This is a genomic window from Bradyrhizobium sp. HKCCYLS1011 (assembly GCF_051167795.1).
In the GTDB taxonomy this organism is placed as follows: domain Bacteria; phylum Pseudomonadota; class Alphaproteobacteria; order Rhizobiales; family Xanthobacteraceae; genus Bradyrhizobium.
Window position 1 is genome coordinate 158,540 of sequence record NZ_JBNPTT010000003.1, and the last position, 23,351, is coordinate 181,890.

21 protein-coding genes are annotated in these 23,351 nt (G+C 64.8%); 12 read left to right on the forward strand and 9 right to left on the reverse strand.

Annotation, left to right across the window (positions count from 1 at the left end):
* The first annotated feature begins 50 nt into the window (after positions 1 to 50).
* From ACQR1W_RS09590 to ACQR1W_RS09605, 4 genes are all read left to right on the forward strand, one after another.
* Positions 51 to 788: an ABC transporter ATP-binding protein gene (locus ACQR1W_RS09590; RefSeq protein ID WP_434850575.1), complete on the forward strand. Its 738-nt coding sequence runs from the start codon at positions 51 to 53 to the stop codon at positions 786 to 788.
* Complete coding sequence (locus ACQR1W_RS09595) at positions 785 to 3,355, forward strand: ABC transporter permease (protein ID WP_434850576.1); 2,571 nt, start codon at positions 785 to 787, stop codon at positions 3,353 to 3,355. The genes ACQR1W_RS09590 and ACQR1W_RS09595 overlap by 4 nt, the downstream gene beginning before the upstream one ends.
* A gap of 261 nt (positions 3,356 to 3,616) precedes the next feature.
* Positions 3,617 to 4,411, forward strand: coding sequence for a Bax inhibitor-1/YccA family protein (locus ACQR1W_RS09600; RefSeq protein ID WP_008973373.1), 795 nt, complete (start codon positions 3,617 to 3,619; stop codon positions 4,409 to 4,411).
* 157 nt (positions 4,412 to 4,568) lie between these two features.
* Complete coding sequence (locus tag ACQR1W_RS09605; RefSeq protein ID WP_434850577.1) at positions 4,569 to 5,096, forward strand: GNAT family N-acetyltransferase; 528 nt, start codon at positions 4,569 to 4,571, stop codon at positions 5,094 to 5,096.
* Between the two features lie 150 nt (positions 5,097 to 5,246).
* Here the strand turns inward: ACQR1W_RS09605 and ACQR1W_RS09610 are convergent, their stop codons facing one another.
* From ACQR1W_RS09610 to acnA, 3 genes are all read right to left on the reverse strand, one after another.
* Positions 5,247 to 5,615, reverse strand: a complete 369-nt coding sequence (locus tag ACQR1W_RS09610) for a DUF2794 domain-containing protein (protein ID WP_008973375.1) — start codon at positions 5,613 to 5,615, stop codon at positions 5,247 to 5,249.
* A gap of 448 nt (positions 5,616 to 6,063) precedes the next feature.
* Positions 6,064 to 6,828, reverse strand: a complete 765-nt coding sequence (locus ACQR1W_RS09615) for a DUF1223 domain-containing protein (RefSeq protein ID WP_434850578.1) — start codon at positions 6,826 to 6,828, stop codon at positions 6,064 to 6,066.
* Between the two features lie 158 nt (positions 6,829 to 6,986).
* Positions 6,987 to 9,704 carry an aconitate hydratase AcnA gene (acnA, locus tag ACQR1W_RS09620; protein ID WP_434850579.1) on the reverse strand — a complete coding sequence of 906 codons (2,718 nt, stop codon included), beginning with the start codon at positions 9,702 to 9,704 and terminating at the stop codon, positions 6,987 to 6,989.
* A 223-nt stretch (positions 9,705 to 9,927) separates the two neighbouring features.
* On the opposite strand from acnA, the gene ccmA reads away from it, so the two are divergent.
* The 5 genes from ccmA to ACQR1W_RS09645 all read left to right on the forward strand — a co-directional run bounded on the left by ccmA (position 9,928) and on the right by ACQR1W_RS09645 (position 13,253).
* The gene (ccmA, locus tag ACQR1W_RS09625; protein WP_434850580.1) at positions 9,928 to 10,533 is read left to right on the forward strand and encodes a heme ABC exporter ATP-binding protein CcmA; all 606 of its coding nucleotides are present in this window, start codon (positions 9,928 to 9,930) and stop codon (positions 10,531 to 10,533) included.
* Between the two features lie 391 nt (positions 10,534 to 10,924).
* A complete protein-coding gene (ccmB, locus tag ACQR1W_RS09630) occupies positions 10,925 to 11,593 on the forward strand; it encodes a heme exporter protein CcmB (RefSeq protein WP_434850581.1) in 669 nt (222 codons plus the stop codon).
* A 100-nt stretch (positions 11,594 to 11,693) separates the two neighbouring features.
* A complete protein-coding gene (locus ACQR1W_RS09635) occupies positions 11,694 to 12,470 on the forward strand; it encodes a heme ABC transporter permease (RefSeq protein WP_434850582.1) in 777 nt (258 codons plus the stop codon).
* A 4-nt stretch (positions 12,471 to 12,474) separates the two neighbouring features.
* Positions 12,475 to 12,654: a heme exporter protein CcmD gene (gene ccmD / locus ACQR1W_RS09640; RefSeq protein WP_434850583.1), complete on the forward strand. Its 180-nt coding sequence runs from the start codon at positions 12,475 to 12,477 to the stop codon at positions 12,652 to 12,654.
* Positions 12,651 to 13,253 carry a DsbE family thiol:disulfide interchange protein gene (locus ACQR1W_RS09645; protein ID WP_434850584.1) on the forward strand — a complete coding sequence of 201 codons (603 nt, stop codon included), beginning with the start codon at positions 12,651 to 12,653 and terminating at the stop codon, positions 13,251 to 13,253. Before ccmD ends, ACQR1W_RS09645 begins: the two co-directional genes overlap by 4 nt.
* A gap of 258 nt (positions 13,254 to 13,511) precedes the next feature.
* On the opposite strand, the gene ACQR1W_RS09650 is transcribed toward ACQR1W_RS09645, so the two are convergent.
* Together ACQR1W_RS09650 and ftsY are read right to left on the reverse strand one after the other, a co-directional pair.
* Positions 13,512 to 14,114: a septation protein A gene (locus tag ACQR1W_RS09650; protein WP_008973384.1), complete on the reverse strand. Its 603-nt coding sequence runs from the start codon at positions 14,112 to 14,114 to the stop codon at positions 13,512 to 13,514.
* A 123-nt stretch (positions 14,115 to 14,237) separates the two neighbouring features.
* Complete coding sequence (gene ftsY / locus ACQR1W_RS09655; protein WP_434850585.1) at positions 14,238 to 15,185, reverse strand: signal recognition particle-docking protein FtsY; 948 nt, start codon at positions 15,183 to 15,185, stop codon at positions 14,238 to 14,240.
* 50 nt (positions 15,186 to 15,235) lie between these two features.
* On the opposite strand from ftsY, the gene ACQR1W_RS09660 reads away from it, so the two are divergent.
* The gene (locus ACQR1W_RS09660; RefSeq protein ID WP_434850586.1) at positions 15,236 to 16,009 is read left to right on the forward strand and encodes an RluA family pseudouridine synthase; all 774 of its coding nucleotides are present in this window, start codon (positions 15,236 to 15,238) and stop codon (positions 16,007 to 16,009) included.
* Positions 16,010 to 16,030: 21 nt separating this feature from the next.
* On the opposite strand, the gene ACQR1W_RS09665 is transcribed toward ACQR1W_RS09660, so the two are convergent.
* From ACQR1W_RS09665 to dapF, 3 genes are all read right to left on the reverse strand, one after another.
* Positions 16,031 to 17,917: a pectinesterase family protein gene (locus ACQR1W_RS09665; RefSeq protein WP_434850587.1), complete on the reverse strand. Its 1,887-nt coding sequence runs from the start codon at positions 17,915 to 17,917 to the stop codon at positions 16,031 to 16,033.
* A gap of 318 nt (positions 17,918 to 18,235) precedes the next feature.
* Positions 18,236 to 19,552 (reverse strand): tRNA (N(6)-L-threonylcarbamoyladenosine(37)-C(2))-methylthiotransferase MtaB, encoded by a 1,317-nt coding sequence (gene mtaB / locus ACQR1W_RS09670; protein WP_434851127.1) that lies wholly within the window; start codon positions 19,550 to 19,552, stop codon positions 18,236 to 18,238.
* Positions 19,553 to 19,556: 4 nt separating this feature from the next.
* On the reverse strand, positions 19,557 to 20,423 hold the full coding sequence (gene dapF / locus ACQR1W_RS09675; protein WP_434850588.1) for a diaminopimelate epimerase: 867 nt from the start codon (positions 20,421 to 20,423) through the stop codon (positions 19,557 to 19,559).
* 175 nt (positions 20,424 to 20,598) lie between these two features.
* Here dapF and ACQR1W_RS09680 point away from each other — a divergent pair, with 175 nt between their 5' ends.
* Together ACQR1W_RS09680 and ACQR1W_RS09685 are read left to right on the forward strand one after the other, a co-directional pair.
* Positions 20,599 to 21,378, forward strand: coding sequence for a GyrI-like domain-containing protein (locus tag ACQR1W_RS09680; RefSeq protein WP_434850589.1), 780 nt, complete (start codon positions 20,599 to 20,601; stop codon positions 21,376 to 21,378).
* Between the two features lie 5 nt (positions 21,379 to 21,383).
* Entirely contained in the window at positions 21,384 to 22,097 is a 714-nt protein-coding gene (locus tag ACQR1W_RS09685; protein WP_434850590.1) for an SIMPL domain-containing protein, read from the forward strand.
* Between the two features lie 212 nt (positions 22,098 to 22,309).
* Here ACQR1W_RS09685 and ACQR1W_RS09690 read toward each other — a convergent pair whose 3' ends face one another.
* Positions 22,310 to 23,302, reverse strand: coding sequence for an MBL fold metallo-hydrolase (locus tag ACQR1W_RS09690; protein ID WP_434850591.1), 993 nt, complete (start codon positions 23,300 to 23,302; stop codon positions 22,310 to 22,312).
* Between the last annotated feature and the right edge of the window lie 49 nt (positions 23,303 to 23,351).

Genomic DNA, 23,351 nt, shown 5'->3' on the forward strand with positions numbered 1-23,351 from the left:
GCCGCGCGAATCTCTCGACCCGGCTTGCTGAAGTGCCATATGACCGAGCCATGGACAGCCTCATCGAAACCTCGCAATTGGCCGGCCTCGTGCCGGACACCATTTCCATCTCCAACGTCAACCTCTCGCTCGGCACCGGCGCTGCGCGGGTTCATATCCTGAAAGATATCAGCCTGCGCGTCGGCCAAGGAGAAACCATCGGCCTGATCGGGCCTTCGGGATCGGGCAAATCGACGCTGCTGATGGTAATGGCGGGGTTGGAACGTCCGGACAGCGGAGAGGTGGTGGTCAACGGCACCGCTTTCAATGCCCTCGACGAGGACGCGCTGGCGCGGTTCCGCGGCCGGCAGGTCGGGATCGTGTTCCAGTCGTTTCACCTCATCCCGACCATGACGGCGCTGGAGAATGTGGCCGTGCCACTGGAATTGGCGGGAAGCATGGACGCGGCGCAGCGGGCGGCGCAGGAGCTGGAATCGGTCGGTCTCGGCCACCGGCTGCACCACTATCCCAGCCAACTCTCCGGCGGCGAGCAACAGCGCGTCGCGCTGGCGCGTGCGCTGGCGCCGGATCCCGCGATCCTTGTCGCCGACGAGCCGACCGGCAATCTCGACGAAGCGACCGGCAAGCAGATCATCGACCTGCTGTTCACCAAGCACGCCGAGCGCGGCATGACGCTGGTGCTGGTGACCCATGACAGCTCGCTGGCGCATCGCTGCGACCGCGTGGTGCGGCTGCGCTCCGGGCATATCGAAGGCGATCACAGCAAGGCGCAAGTCGAGAGCGCATGAGCACGATCTCAGAACCGATCGGCGGCAGCCGCGCGACCATGCTGTCCATCCGTTACGCACTGCGCGAATTGCGCGGCGGCCTGCGCGGCTTCTATGTCTTCATCGCCTGCATCGCGCTCGGCGTGCTTGCGATCGCCGGCGTCGGCTCGGTTGCCGCCAGCCTCAGCGACGGGCTGACACGAGAAGGCCGCACCCTGCTCGGCGGCGACGTCGCCTTCTCGCTGTTTCAGCGCGAAGCCAAGCCCGAGGAGGTTGCGTTTCTGCGCGCGCGCGGCGAGGTCTCCCTTGCCGCGACCCTGCGCGCCATGGTGCGCGCTGCCGATGGACGTCTGGCGCTGGTCGAATTGAAGGCTGTCGATGGCGCCTACCCGCTGCTCGGCAAACTCGACCTCAAGCCGGCCGTGCCGCTCCCCGATCTGTTTGCCGAGCGCGACGGCGTGTTCGGCGCCGCCGCCGATCCGGCGCTGCTCGCCCGGCTCGACCTCAAGGTCGGCGACATCGTCACGATCGACAACACCCGCTTTCAGATCCGCAGCGCGCTGGAGGCCGAGCCGGATAAGCTGTCCGGCGGCATCGGTCTCGGCCCGCGCTTCTTGGTCAGCGAGGCGGGGCTGCGCGCCACGCAGCTTTTGCAGCCCGGCAGTCTGGTGCGCTGGACCTACCGCGTTCGCCTGCCGGACGCTGCCGCGGACGACCGCGCCACCGCGGCCTTGATCGCCGATGCGCGCGAGGCGGCCCCTTCCGCGGGCTGGGAGATCCGCTCCCGCAGCAACGCCTCGCCGCAGCTCGAACGCAATATCACCCGCTTCACCCAGTTCCTGACCTTGGTCGGATTGGCCGCGCTTCTGGTCGGCGGCGTCGGCGTCGCCAATGCCGTCAAGAGCCATGTCGACCGGCGCACAGAAGTGATCGCTGCGTTCAAGGCGCTGGGCGCCACCAGCCGCGACGTGTTCGGCATCTATCTCACCCAGGTGATCGTGCTGGCGGGGATCGGCTCGGTGGTCGGGCTCTGCGCCGGCGCGGCGCTGCCCTTCGCCATCGTCGGCCTGTTCGGCAAGCTGTTGCCGCTGCCGGTGGTGCCGGCTGTCCATCCCGACGAACTCGCCCTGTCGTTCGTCTACGGCCTGCTCACTGCGCTTGCGTTCGGCCTGTGGCCGCTCGGCCGGGTTCATGACGTGCCGGTGGCCGCGCTGTTCCGTGAAGCTGTGATTGCCGAATTTCATCGGCCGCGCTGGAGCTATCTCGCCTTGATCGCCGCGGTGGTGGCGCTACTGATCGCGGTCGTGATCGGACTGGCCTATGACAAGCGGATCGCAGCGATCTTCGTGCTGGCGTCTGTGCTGGTATTTGCGCTGTTGCGCGGCATCGCCGCATTGGTGATGGCTGTCGCCCGCCGACTGCCGCGCAGCCGCTTTCCCATGCTGCGGCTGGCGATCACCAACATCTACCGGCCCGGCGCATTGACGCCATCGGTGGTGCTCTCGCTCGGCTTGGGCCTCGCGGTGCTGGTGACCATTACTCAGATTGACGGCAATCTGCGTCGGCAGTTTCTGGCGCAGCTGCCGGACCAGGCGCCCTCGTTCTTCTTCATCGATATTCCCTCGACGGAGGCCGACCGCTTCGGCGATTTCCTCGGGCAGATCGCGCCGAACGCGAAGGTCGAGGAGGTGCCGATGCTGCGCGGGCGCATCGTCTCGGCCCGTGGCGTGCGCGCCGAGGACATCAAGGCCTCGCCGGACGCCGAATGGGTGCTGCAGAGCGACCGCGGCCTGACCTACACAGGCGAGGTGCCGAAAGGCTCCAAAGTGGTCGAAGGCGAATGGTGGGGCTCCAACTACGTCGGACCGCCGCTGGTCTCGATCGAGAAGCGGATCGCCGACGGGATGGGGCTGAAGGTCGGTGACGAGATCGTGGTGAATGTGCTCGGGCGCGACATCACCGCCCATATCGGCAACATGCGCAATATCGATTGGCAGGGGCTCGGCATCAATTTCGTGCTGGTGTTCTCACCCGGCGCCTTCAAAGGCGCGCCGCACACCCACGTCGCAACGTTGACCGAGGCGCGTTCCGATGTCGCAGACGACGCGCAGATCATCAAGAAGGTGGCGGATGCGTTTCCGATGGTAACCAGTGTGCGGGTGCGCGAAGTGATGGAGACGATCGGCGGGGTGGTCGCCAATCTGGCGCTCGCGATCCGCGGAGCGAGCGCCGTCACCTTGATCTCGGCAATTCTGGTCCTGGGTGGCGCTCTGGCGGCCGGCCACCGTCACCGGGTTTACGATGCCGTGATCCTGAAGACGCTGGGGGCGACGCGGCTGCGGCTGCTCGGCGCCTATGGGTTGGAATATCTCATGATCGGCCTCGCCACGGCGGTATTCGGGGTCATCGCCGGCTCGGTGGCGGCCTGGCTGATCGTGACGCGGCTGATGACCTTGAGTTTCATCTGGCAGGCCGGCAGCGCCGCTCTGGTGGTCCTGGCCGCCCTGATCGTGACCGTCGGCCTCGGCCTGTTGGGCACGCTGTTGGCGCTGAGCCAGAAACCCGCCTCAGTCTTGCGAAATTTATGAAATTGCGCGGCTTTCGGCCGCACGGTTAAGGCGATTTGAGGCGCAAAATCGCGTGCGGAGCGACATTCGGCCGCGCGTGGAAGCTTGCAGCGAATATGCTAGTTTCCCATTTAACCGATGGGTTCAGAGGCCACACCAACGGGCAAATTTGCAGATGACGCAGATTTCATGTTGGACAGGTGGTATCTGAGATAGGTTTTTCGAGAGCCGACGGAACGATCCCACAGACGAGCCGCCGGACAACCAAACGGGAATTCGACCATGTCGGATCTAGACCGCAACTATACTTCTCCCTTCGGCCGGGTTGCCGGGCGGGCTGACGCCGCGACCGTCGATGCCGGGCTGCGCGCCTACATGCTGCGCATCTACAATTACATGAGCATCGGCCTGGCCATCACCGGCCTTGCCGCGCTCGGCGTGTACATGGCCGCCGTGACCGGCGACCCTTCCGCCGCCGTCGCCAGGTTCGGCAACAACGTGTACCTGACCCAGTTCGGCTATGCGATGTTCGTGAGCCCGCTGAAATGGCTGTTCATCCTGGCGCCGCTGGCCATGGTGTTCGCGATCTCGGCCGGCATCAACCGCCTGGCGCCGTCGACTGCCCAGCTGCTGTTCTGGGTGTTCTCGGCGCTGATGGGCATCTCGCTGTCGTCGATCTTCCTGGTGTACACTCACACCTCGATCGTGCGCGTGTTCTTCATCACGGCGGCGACGTTCGGTGCGCTGAGCCTCTACGGCTACACGACCAAGCGTGACATGACCGGGTTCGGCTCCTTCCTGTTCATGGGCCTGATCGGCATCGTGATCGCGAGCCTCGTCAACATCTTCCTGGCGAGCTCGGCGCTGCAGTTCTTTGTGTCGATCATCGGCGTGTTCGTATTCGCCGGCCTCACCGCTTGGGATACGCAGCGGCTGAAGAACGAGTACATCTACGGCTACGCCTCGGCCGGCGGCGACATCGCCGAGCGCGCGGCGATCACCGGCGCATTGTCGCTGTACTTGAACTTCATCAACCTGTTCACGCTGCTCCTGCAGCTGCTCGGCCAGCGCGACTGACGTCACGCCAACTGATCTGTTCAAAGCCCCGGCGCCAGCCGGGGCTTTTTCTTTGTCGCTGTCCGCCCGATCCGACACGTCGCCGCACGTCGTGCTCAGAGCGGGCATGTCCGCGAACATCGTTGAACAAGACCTGTCCGCTGCTATTGTTCAAGCCATGTCCGAACTTGAAATCCGTCCGGCTGTCGAAGCCGATATTGCCGCCGTTACCGCGATCTACGCGCAGGCCGTGCGCGAAGGAACAGCCACCTTCGAACTCGAGCCGCCGGACCTGACTGAGATGACGCGGCGCTTCCTCGCATTGACAGACGGCGGCTTTCCCTATTTCGTCGCCATGCTCGACGGAGCGATCGCCGGCTATGCTTATGCCGGCGCCTACCGGCCGCGTCCGGCCTATCGCTTCACGGTCGAAAACTCGGTCTATCTCGATCCTGCGAGCCATCGCCGCGGCATCGGCCTACGGCTGATGCAGCGGCTGATCTCGGAATGCGAGGCGAGAGGCTTCCGGCAGATGATCGCGGTGATCGGCGATTCCGCCAACGCCGCCTCGATCGGCCTGCACACCCGATGCGGCTTCCAGATGATCGGCACGCATCCCAATGTCGGGCTGAAGTTCGGCCGCTGGCTCGACACCGTGATGATGCAGCTTGCGCTTGGCGAGGCGGCGACGACGGTGCCGGCCTAGGCCACCTCGAGATCATTCCGGGGCACCACGAAGCGGTGAGCCCGGAATCTCAAACGAGGGACGAGATCTATCCACTCCGAGATTCCGGGTTCAATGCTCGCGCATCGCCTCGGAATGACGACGTCGGGATCGTCCGAAATGGGGGCGGAGCTAGACCAGGGCTGGCTTGCGGTCGATGACCAGGAGCACGCGCTCCAGCTCATGCCCGCGGCGCAGGATCAGTCCGGTGGCCGAAATCACACTGTACATGCCCTGTTTGCGCGCGAGCCGTGGGTCTTTCTCGATCCGATAGAGCGGCACTTCGGAAGCCCGGCGGAACACTGAAAACACCGCGCGGTCGCGCAGGAAGTCGATCGAATAATCCCGCCACTCGCCATCGGCGACCATGCGGCCATACAGATTCAAGATGCGATTGAGTTCGAGGCGATTGAACGTCACCCGGTTGGGAACCGCCGCGGCGGCGTTGCGGGCCGCGGCGCGGTTCTCGCTGGGATCGGCATCCTCCGGTATCAAATGCATCGCGCCTCTCCTGTCATCGTCGTGACATGATCACCTCAACCCTCCGGCGCCGCAAGGGGGCTTTCTCGCAGCGCGGCTCGCAGGATGCCGAATAGCGCGCCAGCAGACGCCGTCACGGGATCGTTAGCAGAGTCATAATGACGCCCCACTTCCGCCCAGCGACCGCCCCTCCCATCTAGCATAAAGTTCGTGTGCGTTGGCCCGGTCCTTTCGGTTCCGGATTCCTCAGCCCCCAGCCCCCCGGGGTCGTCAGGATCGGGCCTATTCGCACGCAAAGACAAAGGGCCAACGCGAGTTGGTCCTTTTGTTTTAGGTGGCCCTGTTTTGACGACTCGTGTTTTTTGGAACCTGATAGCGCGCAGGGGACCGGGCTGGCCTCAGCGCTTGGACAAAACTGTCCCGAGACCGTCCTTGGACGGGCGGAGCCGCTGGTAGGCCGAATGGAACGTCAGTGGAGTTCGGTAAAGGCCGCGCCGAGCATCGGGCCGGGGCGATCGCGCGTGCCGTCCTGCACATAGACCACAGCGCCGTCGACGCCCTCATGGGCGATCTTGTCGATGGGCACGCTCCAATGTCCCGGCATGCCGTTCCAGTCGCCAACCTTCAAGAGATTGCGCACGACGTTGTAATAGGTCAGCTCGTGACCGCTATTTTCGCCCCGGCTGATCGAGATCGGGACCGCCTTGGAAATCGAGCAGAGCCACACCTCGCCATGCTTGTGCAAGGCCTGCTCGTTGGCGGCGGCGACGCTCACGGTCAGCTCATGGCCCTGGATAGCCATGCTGACAGGCACCGACATCACCGCGCCGCCATGGGTCGTGTCATCGATCGCGCCTTCGATCGCCTCGCGATCGCTGCCGATGACGTGAACGGCGCCATTGACGACCGCCTGTGGGGTGTAGACCTCGCGGTCGCCGCGCATCCGGGAATAGGCCCGCTGGCGGGCCGAAAACCGTGAATCGGCCAAAGTGTCCTTCCAGCCGAGATAGTCCCAGTAATCGATCGGCATGCTCATGGCGATTACGGACGGGTCCTGGGCCAGTTCGCCGAGCACTTTGTCCGCGGGCGGGCAGGATGAGCAACCTTGGGATGTAAAGAGCTCGACGACCGCGCGAGGATTGGCATCAGCCGGCCGGATGATAGCGATGATCGCACAGACCCCGACCGCCGCACCCGACCACCAAGACGTCCTACCACCCATCATCCCTGCCATATCTGCATACTACCTGTCGCACCTTGCCGCGTTCGCGATGTCTTGAAGGCCCCTCGTCGTTCGATGGTATACCGAACACAAAAGAGGCGGCCTTTGTCATAGGCCGCCTCTGGCATCACCTGCTACTCACTTCAGAGTGAGCCAATCTGTCGCACCGATCAGGCCGCGAGCTTGCGGAGCACGTAGTGGAGAATGCCGCCGTTCCGGTAGTAGTCGAGCTCGTCGAGCGTATCGATCCGGCATAGCAGCGGGACCTGCTGGGTCGCGCCGTCAGCCGAAACGATCTCGGCGGTCAGCGTCTGGCGCGGCTTGAGATCGCCTTCCAGGCCCTTGATGGTGACCTTTTCATCACCTTTGAGCCCGAGCGACTGCCACGAGGCGCCGTCCTGGAAGGTCAGGGGCAGCACGCCCATGCCGACCAGATTGGAGCGGTGGATGCGCTCGAAGCTCTGGCAGATCACGGCCCGGACGCCCAAGAGCCGGGTACCTTTCGCGGCCCAGTCGCGCGAAGATCCGTTGCCATATTCGGCGCCGGCGAACACGACCAGCGGCACGCCCTCGGCCTGGTACTTCATGGCGGCGTCGTAGATCGACATCTGCTCGCCGTCCGGCCAGTGCTTGGTCAGGCCGCCCTCGGGAATGTTGCCGTCGGCGCCCTTGAGCATGAAGTTCTTGATGCGGATGTTGGCGAAGGTGCCGCGCATCATGACCTCGTGATTGCCGCGACGGGTACCGTATTGGTTGAAGTCCGCCGGGCGCACCTGATGCTCGCTGAGGAACTGGCCGGCGGGCGAGGTCAGCTTGATCGACCCGGCCGGCGAGATGTGGTCGGTGGTGATCTTGTCGCCGAACAGCGCCAGGACACGGGCGTCGATCACATCCTTGATCGGCTCCGGCTCCTTCTTCATGCCCTCGAAATAAGGCGGGTTCTGCACATAGGTCGAGCCCATGTTCCAGCGATAGGTCTCGCTCTCGACCGTCTTGATCTTGCGCCAGTTGGTGTCACCCTTGAACACGTCGGCGTAGCGTTTCTTGAAGATCGACGCCTTGACGTACTTCTTCATGAAGTCGTTGATCTCTTTGGTCGTCGGCCAGATGTCCTTCAGATAGACCGGCTTCTTGTCCTTGCCGATGCCGATCGGCTCGACCGCGAGGTCCTTGGTCACGGTGCCGGCGAGTGCATAGGCCACGACCAGCGGCGGTGAGGCGAGATAGTTGGCCTGTACGTCCGGCGAGACGCGGCCCTCGAAGTTGCGGTTGCCCGACAGCACGGCGGCCGCAACGATGCCGTTATCGTTGATCGACTTGGAGATCTCCTCGGGCAGCGGTCCGGAATTGCCGATGCAGGTGGTGCAGCCGAAGCCGACCAGGTTGAAGCCGACCTTGTCGAGGTCCTTCTGCAGGCCGGAATTGGCGAGATACTCAGCCACGACCTGGCTGCCCGGGGCGAGCGAGGTCTTCACCCATGGCTTGGCCTTCAGCCCTTTGGCAGCCGCATTGCGCGCCAGCAGACCGGCACCGATCAGCACGCTCGGATTCGAGGTGTTGGTGCAGGAGGTGATCGCCGCGATCACCACATCGCCATGACCGAGCTCGAAATCGCGGCCCTCGACCGGGAAACGCTGGCTGGCATCGGACTTCTTGTATTCGCCCGACAGCGCGGTGGAGAAACCTTCAGCAACCGACGGCAGCGCGATGCGGCCTTCGGGCCGCTTCGGACCGGCCATCGATGGCACGACATCGGCCAGATCGAGTGTCAGCGTCTCGGTGAACACCGGATCGGGCGACTTGGCGGTGCGGAAGAGGCCCTGCGCCTTGGCATAGGCCTCGACCAGCGCAACCCGCGCCGATTTGCGGCCGGAGACCTTCAGGTAATCGATCGTCGCGGCATCGACCGGGAAGAAGCCGCAGGTCGCACCGTACTCGGGAGCCATGTTGCCGATCGTCGCCTTGTCGGCGACCGACAGGTTGTCGAGGCCGGGACCGAAGAACTCGACGAATTTGCCGACGACGCCGAGCTTGCGCAGCATCTGTGTTACCGTCAGCACGAGGTCGGTGGCGGTGACCCCTTCCTTCAATGCACCAGTGAGCTTGAAACCGACCACGTCGGGCAGCAGCATCGACAGCGGCTGGCCGAGCATGCAGGCCTCGGCCTCGATGCCGCCAACGCCCCAGCCGAGCACGGCGAGGCCGTTCACCATGGTGGTGTGAGAGTCGGTGCCGACCAGCGAGTCCGGATAGGCGACTTCGAAGGTCCCCTTGTTGCGGCCGACCGTCACCTTCTCCTTCTTGGTCCACACGGTCTGCGCCAGATATTCCAAATTGACCTGGTGGCAGATGCCGGTGCCGGGCGGCACCACCGAGAAGTTGGTGAAGGCCTTCTGGCCCCATTTCAGGAATTCGTAACGCTCCTGGTTCTGCTTGTATTCCTCGGCCACGTTCTTGGAGAACGCCTTGTTGTCGCCGAAGAAGTTCACGATCACGCTGTGGTCGATGACGAGGTCGACCGGCACCAGCGGATTGATCTTCTCGGCGTCGCCGCCGAGCTTCTGCATCGCGTTGCGCATGGCGGCGAGATCGACCACCGCCGGCACGCCGGTGAAATCCTGCATCAGCACGCGCGCCGGGCGGAAGGCGATCTCGTGCTCCAGCGTCTTCTTCTTCAACCACTTGGCGACGGCGAGGATGTCGTCCTTGGTGACGCTGCGGCCGTCCTCGTTGCGCAACAGATTCTCGAGCAGCACCTTCATCGAATAAGGCAGCTTGGAAATGTCCTTCAGACCGTTCTTCTCTGCGGCGGCCAGGCTGTAATAAACATAAGACTTCGTACCGACCCGAAGGGTCTTGCGGCTCTTGAAGCTGTCGAGCGAGGTCATGTGTGGAAATCCCAATTGATCGTTATACCCGGACCGGGTACCCAAGGACCGTCAGCGCAAAGCGCCGGATGGCTTGCAGCGGGGGGTTTGATGCTGCATCAAGCCCGGGCTTATAGAAGCTTTCTAACTGCGCCGCCACAGTGACAAGCAAGTCGCGAGGTGGCGTCACCCACAAATTCTGAAGCGGTAGCCATCAGATTCAGAGGGCTGTAACGGACTGGCGATGCGGCTGTTGGGAAGCGATGTCAGATGTGTGCGCGGCGGGCGCGAGGTGTTCGCCGGGCTCTCTTTCCAGGCAGCGGCCGGCGAAGCCGTGGCGGTCACCGGGCGCAACGGTGCGGGCAAGACCTCGCTGCTGCGACTGATCGCGGGCCTGCTGCTGCCGGCCGGCGGCAGTATCGCCATCGAAGGCGGCGAGACCGAGCTGACCGTCGCCGAACAGGCGCACTATCTCGGCCATCGCGATGCGCTCAAACCAGCGCTCAGCGTCAATGAGAACCTGTCGTTCTGGTCCGATTTCCTCGGCGGCGGCGCCGCTCGTCCCACGGACGACTGTCTCGCCGCGGTCGGTTTGGCCCATGCCGCCGAACTACCCGCCGCTTATCTGTCCGCCGGTCAGCGCCGCCGCCTGTCGCTGGCCCGGCTGCTCGCCGTGCCCCGTCCACTCTGGTTGCTGGACGAGCCGACCAATGCACTTGATGTCGCGGGACAGGCGATGTTCGCAGAGCTCATGCGCGCGCATCTGGCCGGCGGCGGGCTGATCGTCGCGGCCACCCATGGCCCGCTGGGCATCGACGCGCGCGAACTGCGGATCGGAGGGATGGGGTGATAGCGCTGCACTCGCTCCAGGACGACAGCCAAATGAAGGCCTCTGGCCCCTCTCTTTCCGTTCCCTGCCCCCTTGTGGGGGAGGGTCAGGGAGGGGGGTGCCACACGACGCCCGTTCTCCTCTTCGACAGGAATCATTTGCCTTCAGGGTCATCCCGTCGCAGCGCGCCCCACTCCCTCTCGCGCGGAGGGGTCGGAGGTCGCCAAAGACAGTGTCGCCCGGAGCTACCCCCCTCCCCACCCCTCCCCTTACGCAAGTCGGGCCTGCCCGACTTGCGCAAAATATGTATGCGCAACCGGGGTAAACCCCGGTTGCGTGGGGGAGGGAGCACACCGCGCGCTCTGCAAGAGTGTTGGCTTCCGTCTGATCCCCTCACCAAGGCCCTGCTCCCATGACCGCCCTCGGTGCCTTGATCCGTCGCGACATCAGGATCGCGCTGCGTGTCGGCGGCGGCGCGCTGATCGGTGTCTTGTTTTTCCTGACCGTGGTCGTGCTGATGCCGTTTGCGGTCGGGCCCGACCTTGCGCTCCTGACCCGGCTCGGCCCTGCGATCCTCTGGCTTGGCGCGTTGCTCGCGAGCCTGCTCACGCTCGACCGCCTATTCACCGCCGATCACGAGGACGGCTCGCTCGACCTGATCGTGATGAGCCGCACGCCGCTGGAGCTCGCCTGTGCCGCCAAGGCGCTGGCGCACTGGATCGCCGCCGGCCTGCCGCTGGTCGTTGCGACGCCCGTGCTCGGCCTGCTGCTCAACCTCGATGCGGTCGCGACCGGCGCGGTGGCGCTGACCCTGCTTGCGGGCACACCGGCGCTGACCTTCATCGGCATGATCGGCGCCGCGTTGGCCGTTACCATGCATCGCGGCGGCCTGCTGCTCGCCGTGCTGGTGCTGCCGCTGTCGATCCCGGTGCTGATCTTCGGCGTTGCGGCGTCGCAGGCCGCGATCGTCGGCCCACTGCCGTTCGGCGCGCCGTTCTCGATTCTTTGCGCACTCTCTCTGATGAGCTTCGTGGTGGGTCCTTTTGCCGCGGCTGCGAGCCTGCGTCACGGGCTGGACTGACCGGCTGGCGGCACCCGGTTCCGGCTTGACCCGTATCAACTCTTCTAGAGGGGTTCTATGCTGATTGCCTGCAGCCGTTCAGGCCTTTAACAGGATGCCGATGACCCTGATCGACCTCGCCAACCCGACCCGGTTCCTCGCGCTGGTGGCGCGCCTGTTGCCATGGCTCGCGGTCGTCACGGCCGTCCTGCTGGCCGCCGGTCTCTATCTCTCCGCACTGGCGCCGGACGATTACCAGCAAGGGGCCACCGTCAAGATCATGTTCATCCACGTTCCGAACGCGTGGCTGTCGATGTTCGTCTGGGGGATCATGAGCGTCGCCTCGCTCGGCACCCTGGTATGGCGGCACCCTCTCGCCGATGTCGCCGCAAAGGCGGCTGCACCGATCGGCGCCAGCTTCACCTTCCTGGCCCTGCTCACCGGCTCGCTTTGGGGCCGGCCGATGTGGGGCACCTACTGGGAATGGGACGCGCGGCTGACCTCGGTCTTGATCCTGTTTCTGATGTATCTCGGCCTGATCGCGCTGTGGCGCGCGGTCGAGGACCCGACCCGGGCCGCGCGCGCCGCCGCGGTGCTCACGCTGGTCGGCGCGATCAATCTTCCGATCATCAAGTTCTCGGTCGACTGGTGGAATACGCTGCATCAGCCAGCCTCGGTGATGCGGATGGGCGGTCCCACACTCGACAAGGCATTCCTGATTCCGCTGCTGGTGATGGCGATCGCCTTCACGTTCCTGTTCCTGACACTGCATGTCGCGGCGATGCGCAACGAGATCCTGCGCCGGCGGGTGCGCAGCCTGCAGATGATGCAGGCGCGCAGCGTTGCGAGCGACGTCTCGCCCGGCGGCGCGCCCGGCCAGATTGCAGGAGCCGTGTAGTCAGATGGATCTCGGACCCTACACCTCCTTCATTGCCTCGTCCTACCTCGCGGTCGCGCTGGTCGTCGTGCTGCTGATCATCTGGATCGGCATCGACTACCGCACCCAGAAGGCGCGACTGCGCACCCTCGAACAGAGCGGCGTCAGCCGGCGCTCCGGCCGTGCCGCCACGGATGTCCGATGACCGACCTTAGCCAACAGGCCCCGGAGGCCGCGCCGCGCCGCCGCTCGCTGCTGATGCTGCTGCCGCTCGTGCTGTTTCTCGCGCTGGCCGTGCTGTTCTGGTTCCGGCTCGGCAGCGGCGATCCCTCGCGCATTCCATCCGCCCTGATCGGCCATCCGGCGCCGCAGACCCAGTTGCCGCCGCTGGACGGGCTGGCCAATGACGGCCGAGCCGTGCCCGGGCTGGACCCTGCGGCTTTCAAGGGCAAGGTCAGCATCGTGAACGTCTGGGCCTCCTGGTGCGTGCCCTGCCATGACGAGGCGCCGCTCCTGGTCGAACTCGGCCATGACAAGCGCTTCCAGGTCGTCGGCATCAACTACAAGGATGCCGCCGACAATGCGCGGCGCTTCCTCGGCCGCTACGGCAACCCCTACGATGTCGTCGGAGTCGACGGCAATGGCCGCGCGGGAATCGAATGGGGCGTCTATGGCGTGCCGGAGACCTTCATCGTCGGGCGCGAGGGCACCATTGTCTACAAGCTGGTCGGCCCGATCACGGCTGACAACATCAACGCGGTGCTGAAGCCTGAAATCGAGAAGGCGTTGCAGGCGGGGTCGTAGGTAGGCGCGAAGCTATTCCTTCGATTTCCGAAGTCGTCGACCGCAGACGGGCGATCCAGTACGCGGTGACGGTTCAGTGACTCACGAAAGCCGCGGCGTACTGGATCATCCGCTTTCGCGGATGATGACCCTGAGTATGAGGCGCAAGCGCACCGTCGCACGGGGTGAGATGGTTCGGTTCGTTCCGGGCAATGCGAAGCATTGAACCCGAACCTCGAGATCCGGCTTCGCTCGCCGACGCGCGCGCCCCGCGCAAAACTAACCCTTGCTGACGTCGCCAGCATCCACCTCGCTCTCCTCGAGCGACACCGGCTCAATGTGATAGCGCTTGATCAGCGGCATCTGCGTGATCGCAAAGATGGTCGTGATCGGGATCACACCGAAGGCCTTGAAGCCAACCCAGAAATCCGTGCTCTGGGTGCGCCAGACCGCTTCGTTCAGCACCGCCATCGCGGCAAAGAACAGCGCCCAGCGGAAGGTGAGGATGCGCCAGCCGGTCGGCGTCAGGTTGAACATCTGATCGAACATGATCGCGATGAAGGAGCGGTTGAACAGCAGGCCGCCGCCGAGCACGGCCGCAAACAGGCCGTAGATGATGGTCGGCTTGACCTTGATGAAGGTCTCGTCATGCAGCACCAAGGTCAGCGTGCCGAACACCAGCACGACGACGCCGGTGACCAGCGCCATGATCGGCACGTGCTTGGTCACGAGATAGGAAGCGATCATGGCCACCACGATCGCAACCATGAACGCGCCCGTGGCCGCGAACAGCTGAAACTTGGCATTCACGACAAAGAACACGAGCAGCGGACCGAGTTCGGTCGCAAGCTTGAAGAGCGGATGCGGCTGCGTCTTGTCCATGTCATGTCCTGTTGGCCGTCATCACCCGAAAAGGGAGTGACCGATAATCCGACGATCGTGCGTCCACCGTGAGCGGAGCGGCGCACTGCATGCCCCGCTTGCACGGCGCATGACAAGCGAAAACTAATCCTCGATGCCCGCAATCGCGCGGGCGAAATCCTTTGCTGCAAACGGCGAGAGATCGTCGACACTCTCGCCGACGCCAATGAAGTGAACAGGCAGTTTGAACTTCTCGGAAAGCGCCACCAGGATGCCGCCGCGCGCGGTGCCGTCGAGCTTGGTCATGACCAGGCCCGTGACCCCTGCGGTACGATGAAATGCCTCAACCTGCGACAGCGCATTTTGTCCCACCGTCGCATCCAGCACGAGCAGCACGGCATGCGGCGCCGTCGCATCGACCTTGCGAATGACACGCACCACCTTTTCCAGCTCGTTCATCAGTTCGGCCTTGTTCTGCAGCCGGCCGGCGGTGTCGATGAGCAGTATATCCCGCCCCTGTTCCTTCGCGGCCGTGATCGCGTTGAAGGCGAGGCTCGCGGCATCCGAGCCTTGCGCCCCCGCGATCACCGGCGCCTTGGTGCGCTCGCCCCAGACCTTGAGTTGCTCAATGGCGGCGGCGCGGAAGGTGTCGCCGGCCGCCAGCATCACCTGCTTGCCTTCGGCAGCGAATGTCGCCGCGAGCTTGCCGATCGTGGTGGTCTTGCCCGAGCCATTGACGCCGACGACAAGGATAACGAAAGGTTTACGGGCGGTATCGACCTCGAGCGGCTTCGCCACCGGCGCCAGCACCTTCTCGACCTCGGTCGCCACCACCGACTTGACCTCGTCGGCGCTGATCGCCTTGTCGTAACGGCCGGCACCGACCGCCTCCGCAATCCGCGCGGCCACCTGCGTTCCGAGATCGGCGCGCAGCAGCACGTCCTCGATATCCTCGAGCATCGCGCGGTCGAGCTTGCGCTTGGTGACGAGATCGGCGACGGCCGTGCCCAGCGCGCCCGAGGTGCGCTTGAGCCCGGCCGACAACCGCCGCCACCAGGAGAGTTTCGGGGTTTCGGAGGTGGTATCGTTCATAGCGTGGTGTTAGCCCTTCCCTCCCCCAAACGAAAGCCTTGATCCGGCGTATGGATATCGAACAGCCCACCGACGACGAGATGCTGGCCCGCGTGCTCCATCGCGACGGCCTGATGCTGGTGATCGACAAGCCGGCCGGCATTCCCGTGCACAAGGGCCCCAAGGGCGGACCCAATTTGGAGGCCTCGTTCGACGCGCTGCGCTTCGGCCTGCCGCGGCCGCCGGTGTTGGCACATCGGCTGGACAAGGAAACTTCGGGATGCCTGGTGCTCGGACGCCATCGCAAGGCAACGGCCTCGCTCGGGCTTTTGTTCAAACACGGCAAGATTTCCAAGACCTATTGGGCCGTGGTCGAGGGTGGTCCCGCCGAGGACGAAGGCACCATCGAGCTGCCGCTCGGCCGGCGCAACGCCGAGCGCGGCTGGTGGCAGAAGCCGGATCCGGAGGGGCAGCCGGCCATCACGAAATGGCGGGTATTGGGACGGAGCTCATCTCGCGCGACCGTGCAGGCGGACTCGTCTGGCTCCGCTGCGCCTCCTTCCCACCCTGAAGGGGAGGAGACACAAAACCTGACCTGGCTCGCCATGGAACCGCTGACCGGCCGCACCCACCAATTGCGCGTGCATGCGGCAGCCATGGGCTGGCCGATCGTCGGCGACAACATCTACGGCAACGGTCCGCGCTTCGGCGAGCCGCGGCTGCATCTGCATGCGCGCGAGATTTCGATCCCGCTCTCGAAGAACAAGCCGCCGGTGCAGGTCACCGCACCGGTTCCGGCGCACATGATGGAACGGCTGCAGCAATGCGGCTTCCTGGGAGCCTGAGCGACATCGCGATCGCGGCGCTCAGCGCCAATCGCCGGGCTCGCCAGCGGGTCGCTGCTCGGCGTGGCGCCGGTCACGCATCGCCGACGGGCCGATCACATTGCTCGAAGCGGCGGGGACCCGACCATCGCGGAGATAGCGGAAGATGAAGGGGCCGCCGAAATCGGGCAGGGTGAATGCAACCTTCCCGGTGGTGCCCTCCCCCACGGTCTGACGGGATACCAGCCGCCGCTCCGCCTCGCGCAGCATCACCAGCCCATCATCGTCGTCATCCGCTGTGAACAGGCCGATCAGATCGCGCGCGGAATGTCCGGCCGGCGCACTCCAATTCACGGTGACGGCAGAACCCAACGGAACGGCGCCGACGGTCGGGCCGGGCGCCACGCCGGCAGGCGTCGCATTGACCGTGTAGGGGACCCAGCCGCCCAGCACGAAAGCCGGATCGCGATACTGCGCCGCGATTCCGGGCAGGATCTGCAGCGAACAGGGCAGACGACGACTGGTGTCGACCGGGTTGCCACCAAGGTCCGTACTGCCGAATTCCCAGAAATGCACCAGCAGTGCGTTGGCGCAGCTGACCGTGCTCGGATTGAGCTGGAAGCCCGCCGGGATGATCATGCCGTCCATCGCATTGTCGATGAACACGGCTTCGCTGTAGGGAAAGCGCAGCGGCTCGATACGGCTGAGATAAGTGGTGCCGTCGGGCACGCCGGCAGCGCGCGTGAACCGGTTGCCGACATAGACGAAGCCATGGACGGTGTTGTCGTTGCGGACCTGGGACAGGTAGCCGGTGTGGAGCAATCTCAGCTCGTTGTTCTGAAAAAACGCCGCGCCGGTGCCCCAGGTGAAATCCACGTCTCCCGCGATCAGGCTGTTGGTGACGAATCCGGAGGTCTGCAGCCGCAACGTATCCTGGAAGCTCGAGAGCGTGACCCGGTTCAGCAGGATGCGCGCATTGTTGCCCCGGAACGCTTCGGCCTGGGTGCCGCCATAGGGCGTGGTGTTGTCCAGCGTGATGTTCTCCAGCGTGAAGTCCGAAGCCTCCACGCCGAACAGGGCCCGCCAACAATTGTAGAGATCCGGAGTGCCGGGGATGCGGCGCTGCGGACATTGATTGCTGCTGTTGGAGACCGGCGCGACGTTGAAATGATCGTTGTTCGGATATTGGATGACGGTGGCGTCGCGATCCTCGCCGCGAACGGTGATGAAGGGCTTGTCGGCGGAGACATAGTCGATCTCGTTGTAGGTGCCGGGCTTCACCGCGATCGTCACCGGCCGCGCATTGTTGGCGGGCACGAGGTCGATCGCACCCTGCACGGTGCAAACGTCTCCGCGGCCGTCAGCCGCAACGGTGATCCGATCGCGCTGCTGCCGCCGAGCATGCCTGGTGGTGAAGCGCCACGCGCCGGGGCTCACGCCGCCGAACCCCTCGGCCGCACTCAGCACCGACGGATCGACCGTGACCGTGTATTTCGTGTCATAGGCAAGCTGCCGATGCAGTGTGATGATCGCATCGTTGCCGCTGACCAGAACCGGAAAGTAGTTGAACTGATGCACCACGCCGCTGTCCGACACCGCGCCGCCGATCGGCCGCTGCGCGTCGGCGGGATTGGCAAGATCGATGCTGTCGACCAGCGTGCCGTCCTCGGTCAGCACGCGGATCGTCCCCGTATTGCCGACGGTCGGCGGGTTGGCGAAGGTAATGGACAGCTGCGTATCGGCGCAGACATGGCGCGCCCCCGGCAGTGGCGACAGGTCCGCAGCCAGCGCAGCGCCATCCGCCAGAAGGAGCAGAAGGAGCAGAAGTGTGCTGGCGGCGACCAACATCCAGCCACGTCCCAGTTCGGCGATGAAAGGCAGCTGAAACGGCGCGAGCAAACTCGCCCGCAGAGATACGGCTGATCTCATGGCGTCCACCCCTTCATGGCTTCCATTCCGAAGCTCGCTTTACGGGTGCAACCTAAGCGGATTTTCGCGCTGGAATTGATCCATTGATTGACTTGATCGATGCGGAGTGAGCATCACTGCCGGCCGTGTGCACTGCATCGCTCGCCGCCAGACGGCCTTTGCTCGATTTGCCGGACCAGACCTACGAGCTGGCAATCAGCGCCATCATGCCCTGCAATCGCAAGGCGCTGCACCGCGCCTTCGCCTCACCTTCCACTGTCAGCATCCGCGCAAGCGGATGATCCAGTAAGCCGCGGCTGTCGTGGGTCTTCCGAACCGTCACCGCGTACTGGATCGCCCGGTTGAACCGGGCGATGACAGCGAGGGTTGGACTAGCAGCTTCACCCCATCATGCCCGATCATCGTGAGCTGCTGTACCGCGCCGAGGGACGCGCCGCTGACCGCCACCGGCAAGTAGTGCTCGGTCCGGCCCTGGCTATCGCTCTCGATCAGCACATCGCGCTGACAGCCGACCTCCGCCTCCAGCCGGCGCCGCAGCGCGGCCTCACCCGCGGCACGCAGCCGCCGCGCGCGCTCGCGGATGACGGCGCCATCGACCTGCGGCATCCGCGCGGCCGGCGTGCCGGGCCGCGGTGAATAGGGAAACACGTGCAGGAAGGTGAGGCCGCATTGCTCGACCAGATCGAGCGAGCGGGCAAACATCTCCTCAGTCTCGGTCGGAAAGCCGGCGATCAGGTCGGCGCCGAGCGTGACGTCCGGCCGCAGACGCCGCACCTGTGCGCAGAAATCGATCGCGTCCTGGCGCAGATGCCGCCGCTTCATCCGCTTCAGGATCATATCATCGCCCGACTGCAGCGACAGATGCAGATGCGGCATCAGCCGGGCATCCGAAGCCAACGCATCGAGCAGATCGGCGTCCGCCTCGATCGAATCGATCGAGGAGATGCGAAGACGCTGTAGCTCCGGCACATGCCGCAGGATCTGTTGCACCAGACGGCCGAGTTTTGGCGCGCCCGGCAGGTCGGCACCATAGCTCGTGAGATCGACGCCGGTCAGCACGATCTCGGCATGGCCGCGCTCCACCAGCGTGCGGACCTGGTCGACGACCGCACCCATCGGCACCGAACGCGAATTGCCGCGGCCGAACGGAATGATGCAGAAGGTGCAGCGATGGTCGCAGCCGTTCTGCACCTGGACGAAGACGCGCGGCAGGCCGCGCTGGAAGCCGTCGAGGAGATGCGGCGCCATCTCCCTCACCGCCATGATGTCGGAGACCGCAACCTTTTCCGATGCGTCGATGCCGAAGCGCGGCCCAGCCAGCGCCTGGCGCGTGGCATGCCATGCGGCCGCATGCAGCTTGTCGTCATTGCCCAGGACGCGATCGACCTCGGGCATGGCGGCAAACATGTCTGATTGTGTCTGCGCGGCGCAGCCGGTCACGATGATGCGCGCCTCGGGCCGCTCGCGCTTCAGCTTGCGGATCGATTGCCGCGCCTGCGCCACGGCCTCATTGGTCACCGCGCAGCTGTTGATGACGATGGTATCAGCCAAGCCCGCGGCGTCGGCCTCGCGCGCGATCAGCTCGGATTCGAAAGCGTTGAGGCGACAGCCGAAGCTGACCACATCGACCGGCACGGCGTCACGCCAGGGATGCGAATAGGGAGGGCTCGAACACGCCCTCATATTCGAAGCTCGCCGTTCCCGTCATCAGCACGTGGTCATCGCGCTCGCGCCATTCGATGGTGAGTTCGCCGCCGGGCAAGGTCACCTGCACGGTCCGGTTAACCCGCTTCAGCCGTGCGGCCGCAACCGCGGTCGCGCAAGCCGCCGAGCCGCAGGCCTTGGTGAGTCCGGCGCCGCGCTCCCAGGTACGGATCGTGATGTGGTCGCGATCGACGACATGGGCGAGCGTGATGTTGGCGCGTTCGGGAAAGATCGGATGATTTTCCAACAGCGGCCCAAAGCGGCCGAGATCATAGGCGTTGACGTCCTCGACCCAGAAGATCGCGTGCGGATTACCCATGCTGACGACCGAGGGCGAATGCAGGATCGGCGCATCGATCGGCCCGATCTGCAGCTCGATATAGCGGGTGTCGCGGAACTCCTCGGCCAGCGGAATGTCCTGCCAGCCGAACTTCGGCACGCCCATGTCGACGGTGTACAGATCGGACGAAGGTCCCTGCCAGCAGTTCAGGAGGCCCGCGCGGGTCTCGAAAGTCGCGGTCGCCTGGCCAGTGTTTTCGAACACCCGCCGGACCACGCAGCGCATGCCGTTGCCGCAGGCGCCGGCTTCGGAACCGTCATTGTTGTAGATGCGGATGAAGGCCTCGGTGCCGGCAAGCCGCGGCGGCTGCAGCACCATCAGCTGATCGAAAGGAACATGCGAGGCCACCGCGCGCGCCTCCGCGGGCGTGACCACATGCTTGGAATCCCGCAGGTCGAGAACGACGATCTCGTTCCCGATCCCGTTCATCTTGGCGAAGGCGTGGTCAGCGAGCGTGCTCATGAAAATATCCAAATTGTGTCCGCCTTATATGGCGAATGGCGAGCCATTGACCAGCCCGCCCCGTAATGGGCACATGACGCATCTGTCAGAGGACGATCAGGACCGGGCGTGATACGAACCCGGCCGTTCGCCGGCATGAACCGGGCAATGATGCACGGCCCTGGAGAATAATTGAATGGATGTCAGTACCTTCCGCCGCATTCTGGCCGTAACCTCAGTCGCCCTCGCATTCGCTATCACGGCCGCTGAGGCACAATCGCCGTCGGCTTCGCCTGCGCCTGCAGCGTCAGCCAGTCCGGTGCCTGCCCCAAGCGCCAGCCCCTCGCCCGCGGTTTCGGCCGCGCCTGTGCCTGCCGCTTCCGCGAGCCCCGCGCCCGCGGCGAGCCCGGCTCCGGCAGCCAGCGCCAGCCCGTCGCCGTCAGCCACCTCGGCACCACCGCCGGCCGCTGCGCAAGCGCCTGCAACGCCGCCCGCGGCGGCGCAGGCCCAGCCCGAAGATGCGTTCGGCGAGGAGACCACGCTCGCGCCGAAGAAGGTCCTGATCGCCAAAGGCAGCGCCAACTGGGATAATGCGTTCGATACCCTGATCGACGCTTTCAAGTCGCTGTCGGGCCTGCTCGACAAGCAGGGCATCAAGCCGGCCGGCAACGGCATGATCGTCTACACCTCGACCGACGACACCGGCTTCACCTTCATGGCCGAGATTCCGATCGATCAGGAGCCGAAGAACCTCGGCAAGGGCATGAGCATCGGCCAGTCGCCGGAGGGCAAGGCGCTCAAATTCGTCCATCGCGGGTCCTACGACAACATGGACAACACCTATGAGGCGATCACCAATCACCTCGACGAGCGCAAGCTGGAAGCCAAGGACACTTTCATCGAGGAATATCTGACCGATCCCTTGAAGACCGCCGAGGACAAGCTCGTCATCAACGTCTATGTGCCGCTGAAATGATGGATATGACCGCTCGCTTCAGGCTTGCTCTTGTCGTCGCGGCATGTGCGGCGACTCCCGCTTTGGCGCAGGAGCCCGCGCGGCTGGATTTTCCGCCGGCGATTTCGGTGAGCGGCGAGGCCACCGTCTCGGCGCCGCCGGATCTCGCCCAGATCGACGCCGGTGTCGCGTCCGATGCCAAGACCGCGCGCGAGGCGGCCGAGGCCAATAACACCGCGATGGCCAAGGTCCTCCAGGCGCTGAAAGCCGCCGGCGTCGAGGACAAGGACTATCAGACCTCGCGGCTGTCGCTGCAGCCGCAATATGCGCCGAACCGACCTGGGCAATCGACCGTCGTGGGCTATCGCGCCAGCAATCGCGTGACGATCAAGCTGCGCGATGTGACCAAGGTCGCCAGCGTGATCGATACGGTGGTCAGCGCCGGCGCCAACGACGTCGGCAACATCAATTTCAGCGTTGCCGAGCCGTCCAAGCTGCTCGACCAGGCGCGCGAGAAGGCCGTGGCCGATGCCCGGCGCAAAGCCGAGATCTATGCCAAGGCCGCCGGCGTCACGCTCGGAACGCCCTTGAGCATTTCCGAGGACGGCACACCGCCGCCGGTGTTCCGCGTCAAGACGCTCGCCGCGCCAATGGCCGCAGCCGCCACGCCGGTTGCGCAGGGCGAAGAGACGCTGTCCATCACGGTCAGCGTCATCTGGGCGATCAAGCAGGGGCAGTAGTTCGGCTCCAATCTCCATCGCCGCTGATTGGGCTCACAACTGCCGCTATAAGTTCAGTGTCGTCCCGGCGAACGCCGGGACCCATAACCACCGGCTACCAACGTCTGGCGAGCTGTGGCTCCAGCATTCGCGACAACTAACGATGGTGTTTATGGGTCCCGGCTCGCGCTTCGCTTGGCCAGGACGACACCTGTTTAGATCTCGCGACCTAATTAAATCTCCACCACCTGCCCCGGCTTCAGCACCGCAAACCGCTCGCGCGGAATGCCTGCTTCATCCAGCGCCGCATGCAGCGCATGGACCGGCGCGTCGATCGCCTCATCGGTGAGCTGGAACGTGCCGTGGTGATGCGCGAGCGCGGCGTCCGCGCCGCAATCCCTTAGCGCCTGCACGGCGTCGGCGGGGTTCATATGCTGGTCCTGCATGAACCAGCGCGGCTCGTAGGCGCCGATCGGCAGGATCGCGAGCTTGAGCGGCGCATGCGCTTCCGCGACGCGGCGGAAATGCGCCCCCGTGCCGTAGCCGGAATCGCAGACGATGTAGATCCTGCCCGCCGGAGTCTCCAACACGAAGCTCGCCCACAGCGCCATGTTGCGATCGAAGATGCCGCGCGCCGTCCAGTGCCGCGTCGGCACCAGCGTCACCGCGATCTCCTCGTTGAGGGTGACACGATCATGCCAATCATAGGCCTCGGCGCGGATCTTCGGGATCCTCGCCGTCATGGCGAGATCATTGCCGAGCGGCGTGACCACGCGCGGGGCGAACCTCGCCGTGAGCCGTGACAGCGTCCTGATGTCGAGATGGTCGTAGTGGCCATGCGACACCAAGACGATGTCGATGTCCGGCAGCGCTTCGAAGGCGATGCCCGGATCATTGTGCCGCTTCGGCCCGGCGAACGTGAAGGGCGAAACCCGTTCCGACCAGACGGGGTCGACGAGGATGTTGAGCCCGCCGGCCTGGATCAGCCAGCTCGCATGCCCGACGAAGGACAGGCGCACACTGCCGCCATTGACCCGCGCCGGCGGCGCGTCCGCGTGCGGACTCGGTGCCCATGCCGGCCATTTCGCCCGCTCTCGGCGCCCGTCGAACTGCCAGCGCAACACGTGGGACAGGGACTTGGGCGGGGCGCCGTCGGGATCGTAGAACCGCTTGCCATCGAAATGATCGGTGATCGGACCGGAATAGGTCTTGGAACGGCGCGCCAATCTCATCCCCGCAACAATCGGAATACCTCAGGTCCGGCAACAGGTAAGG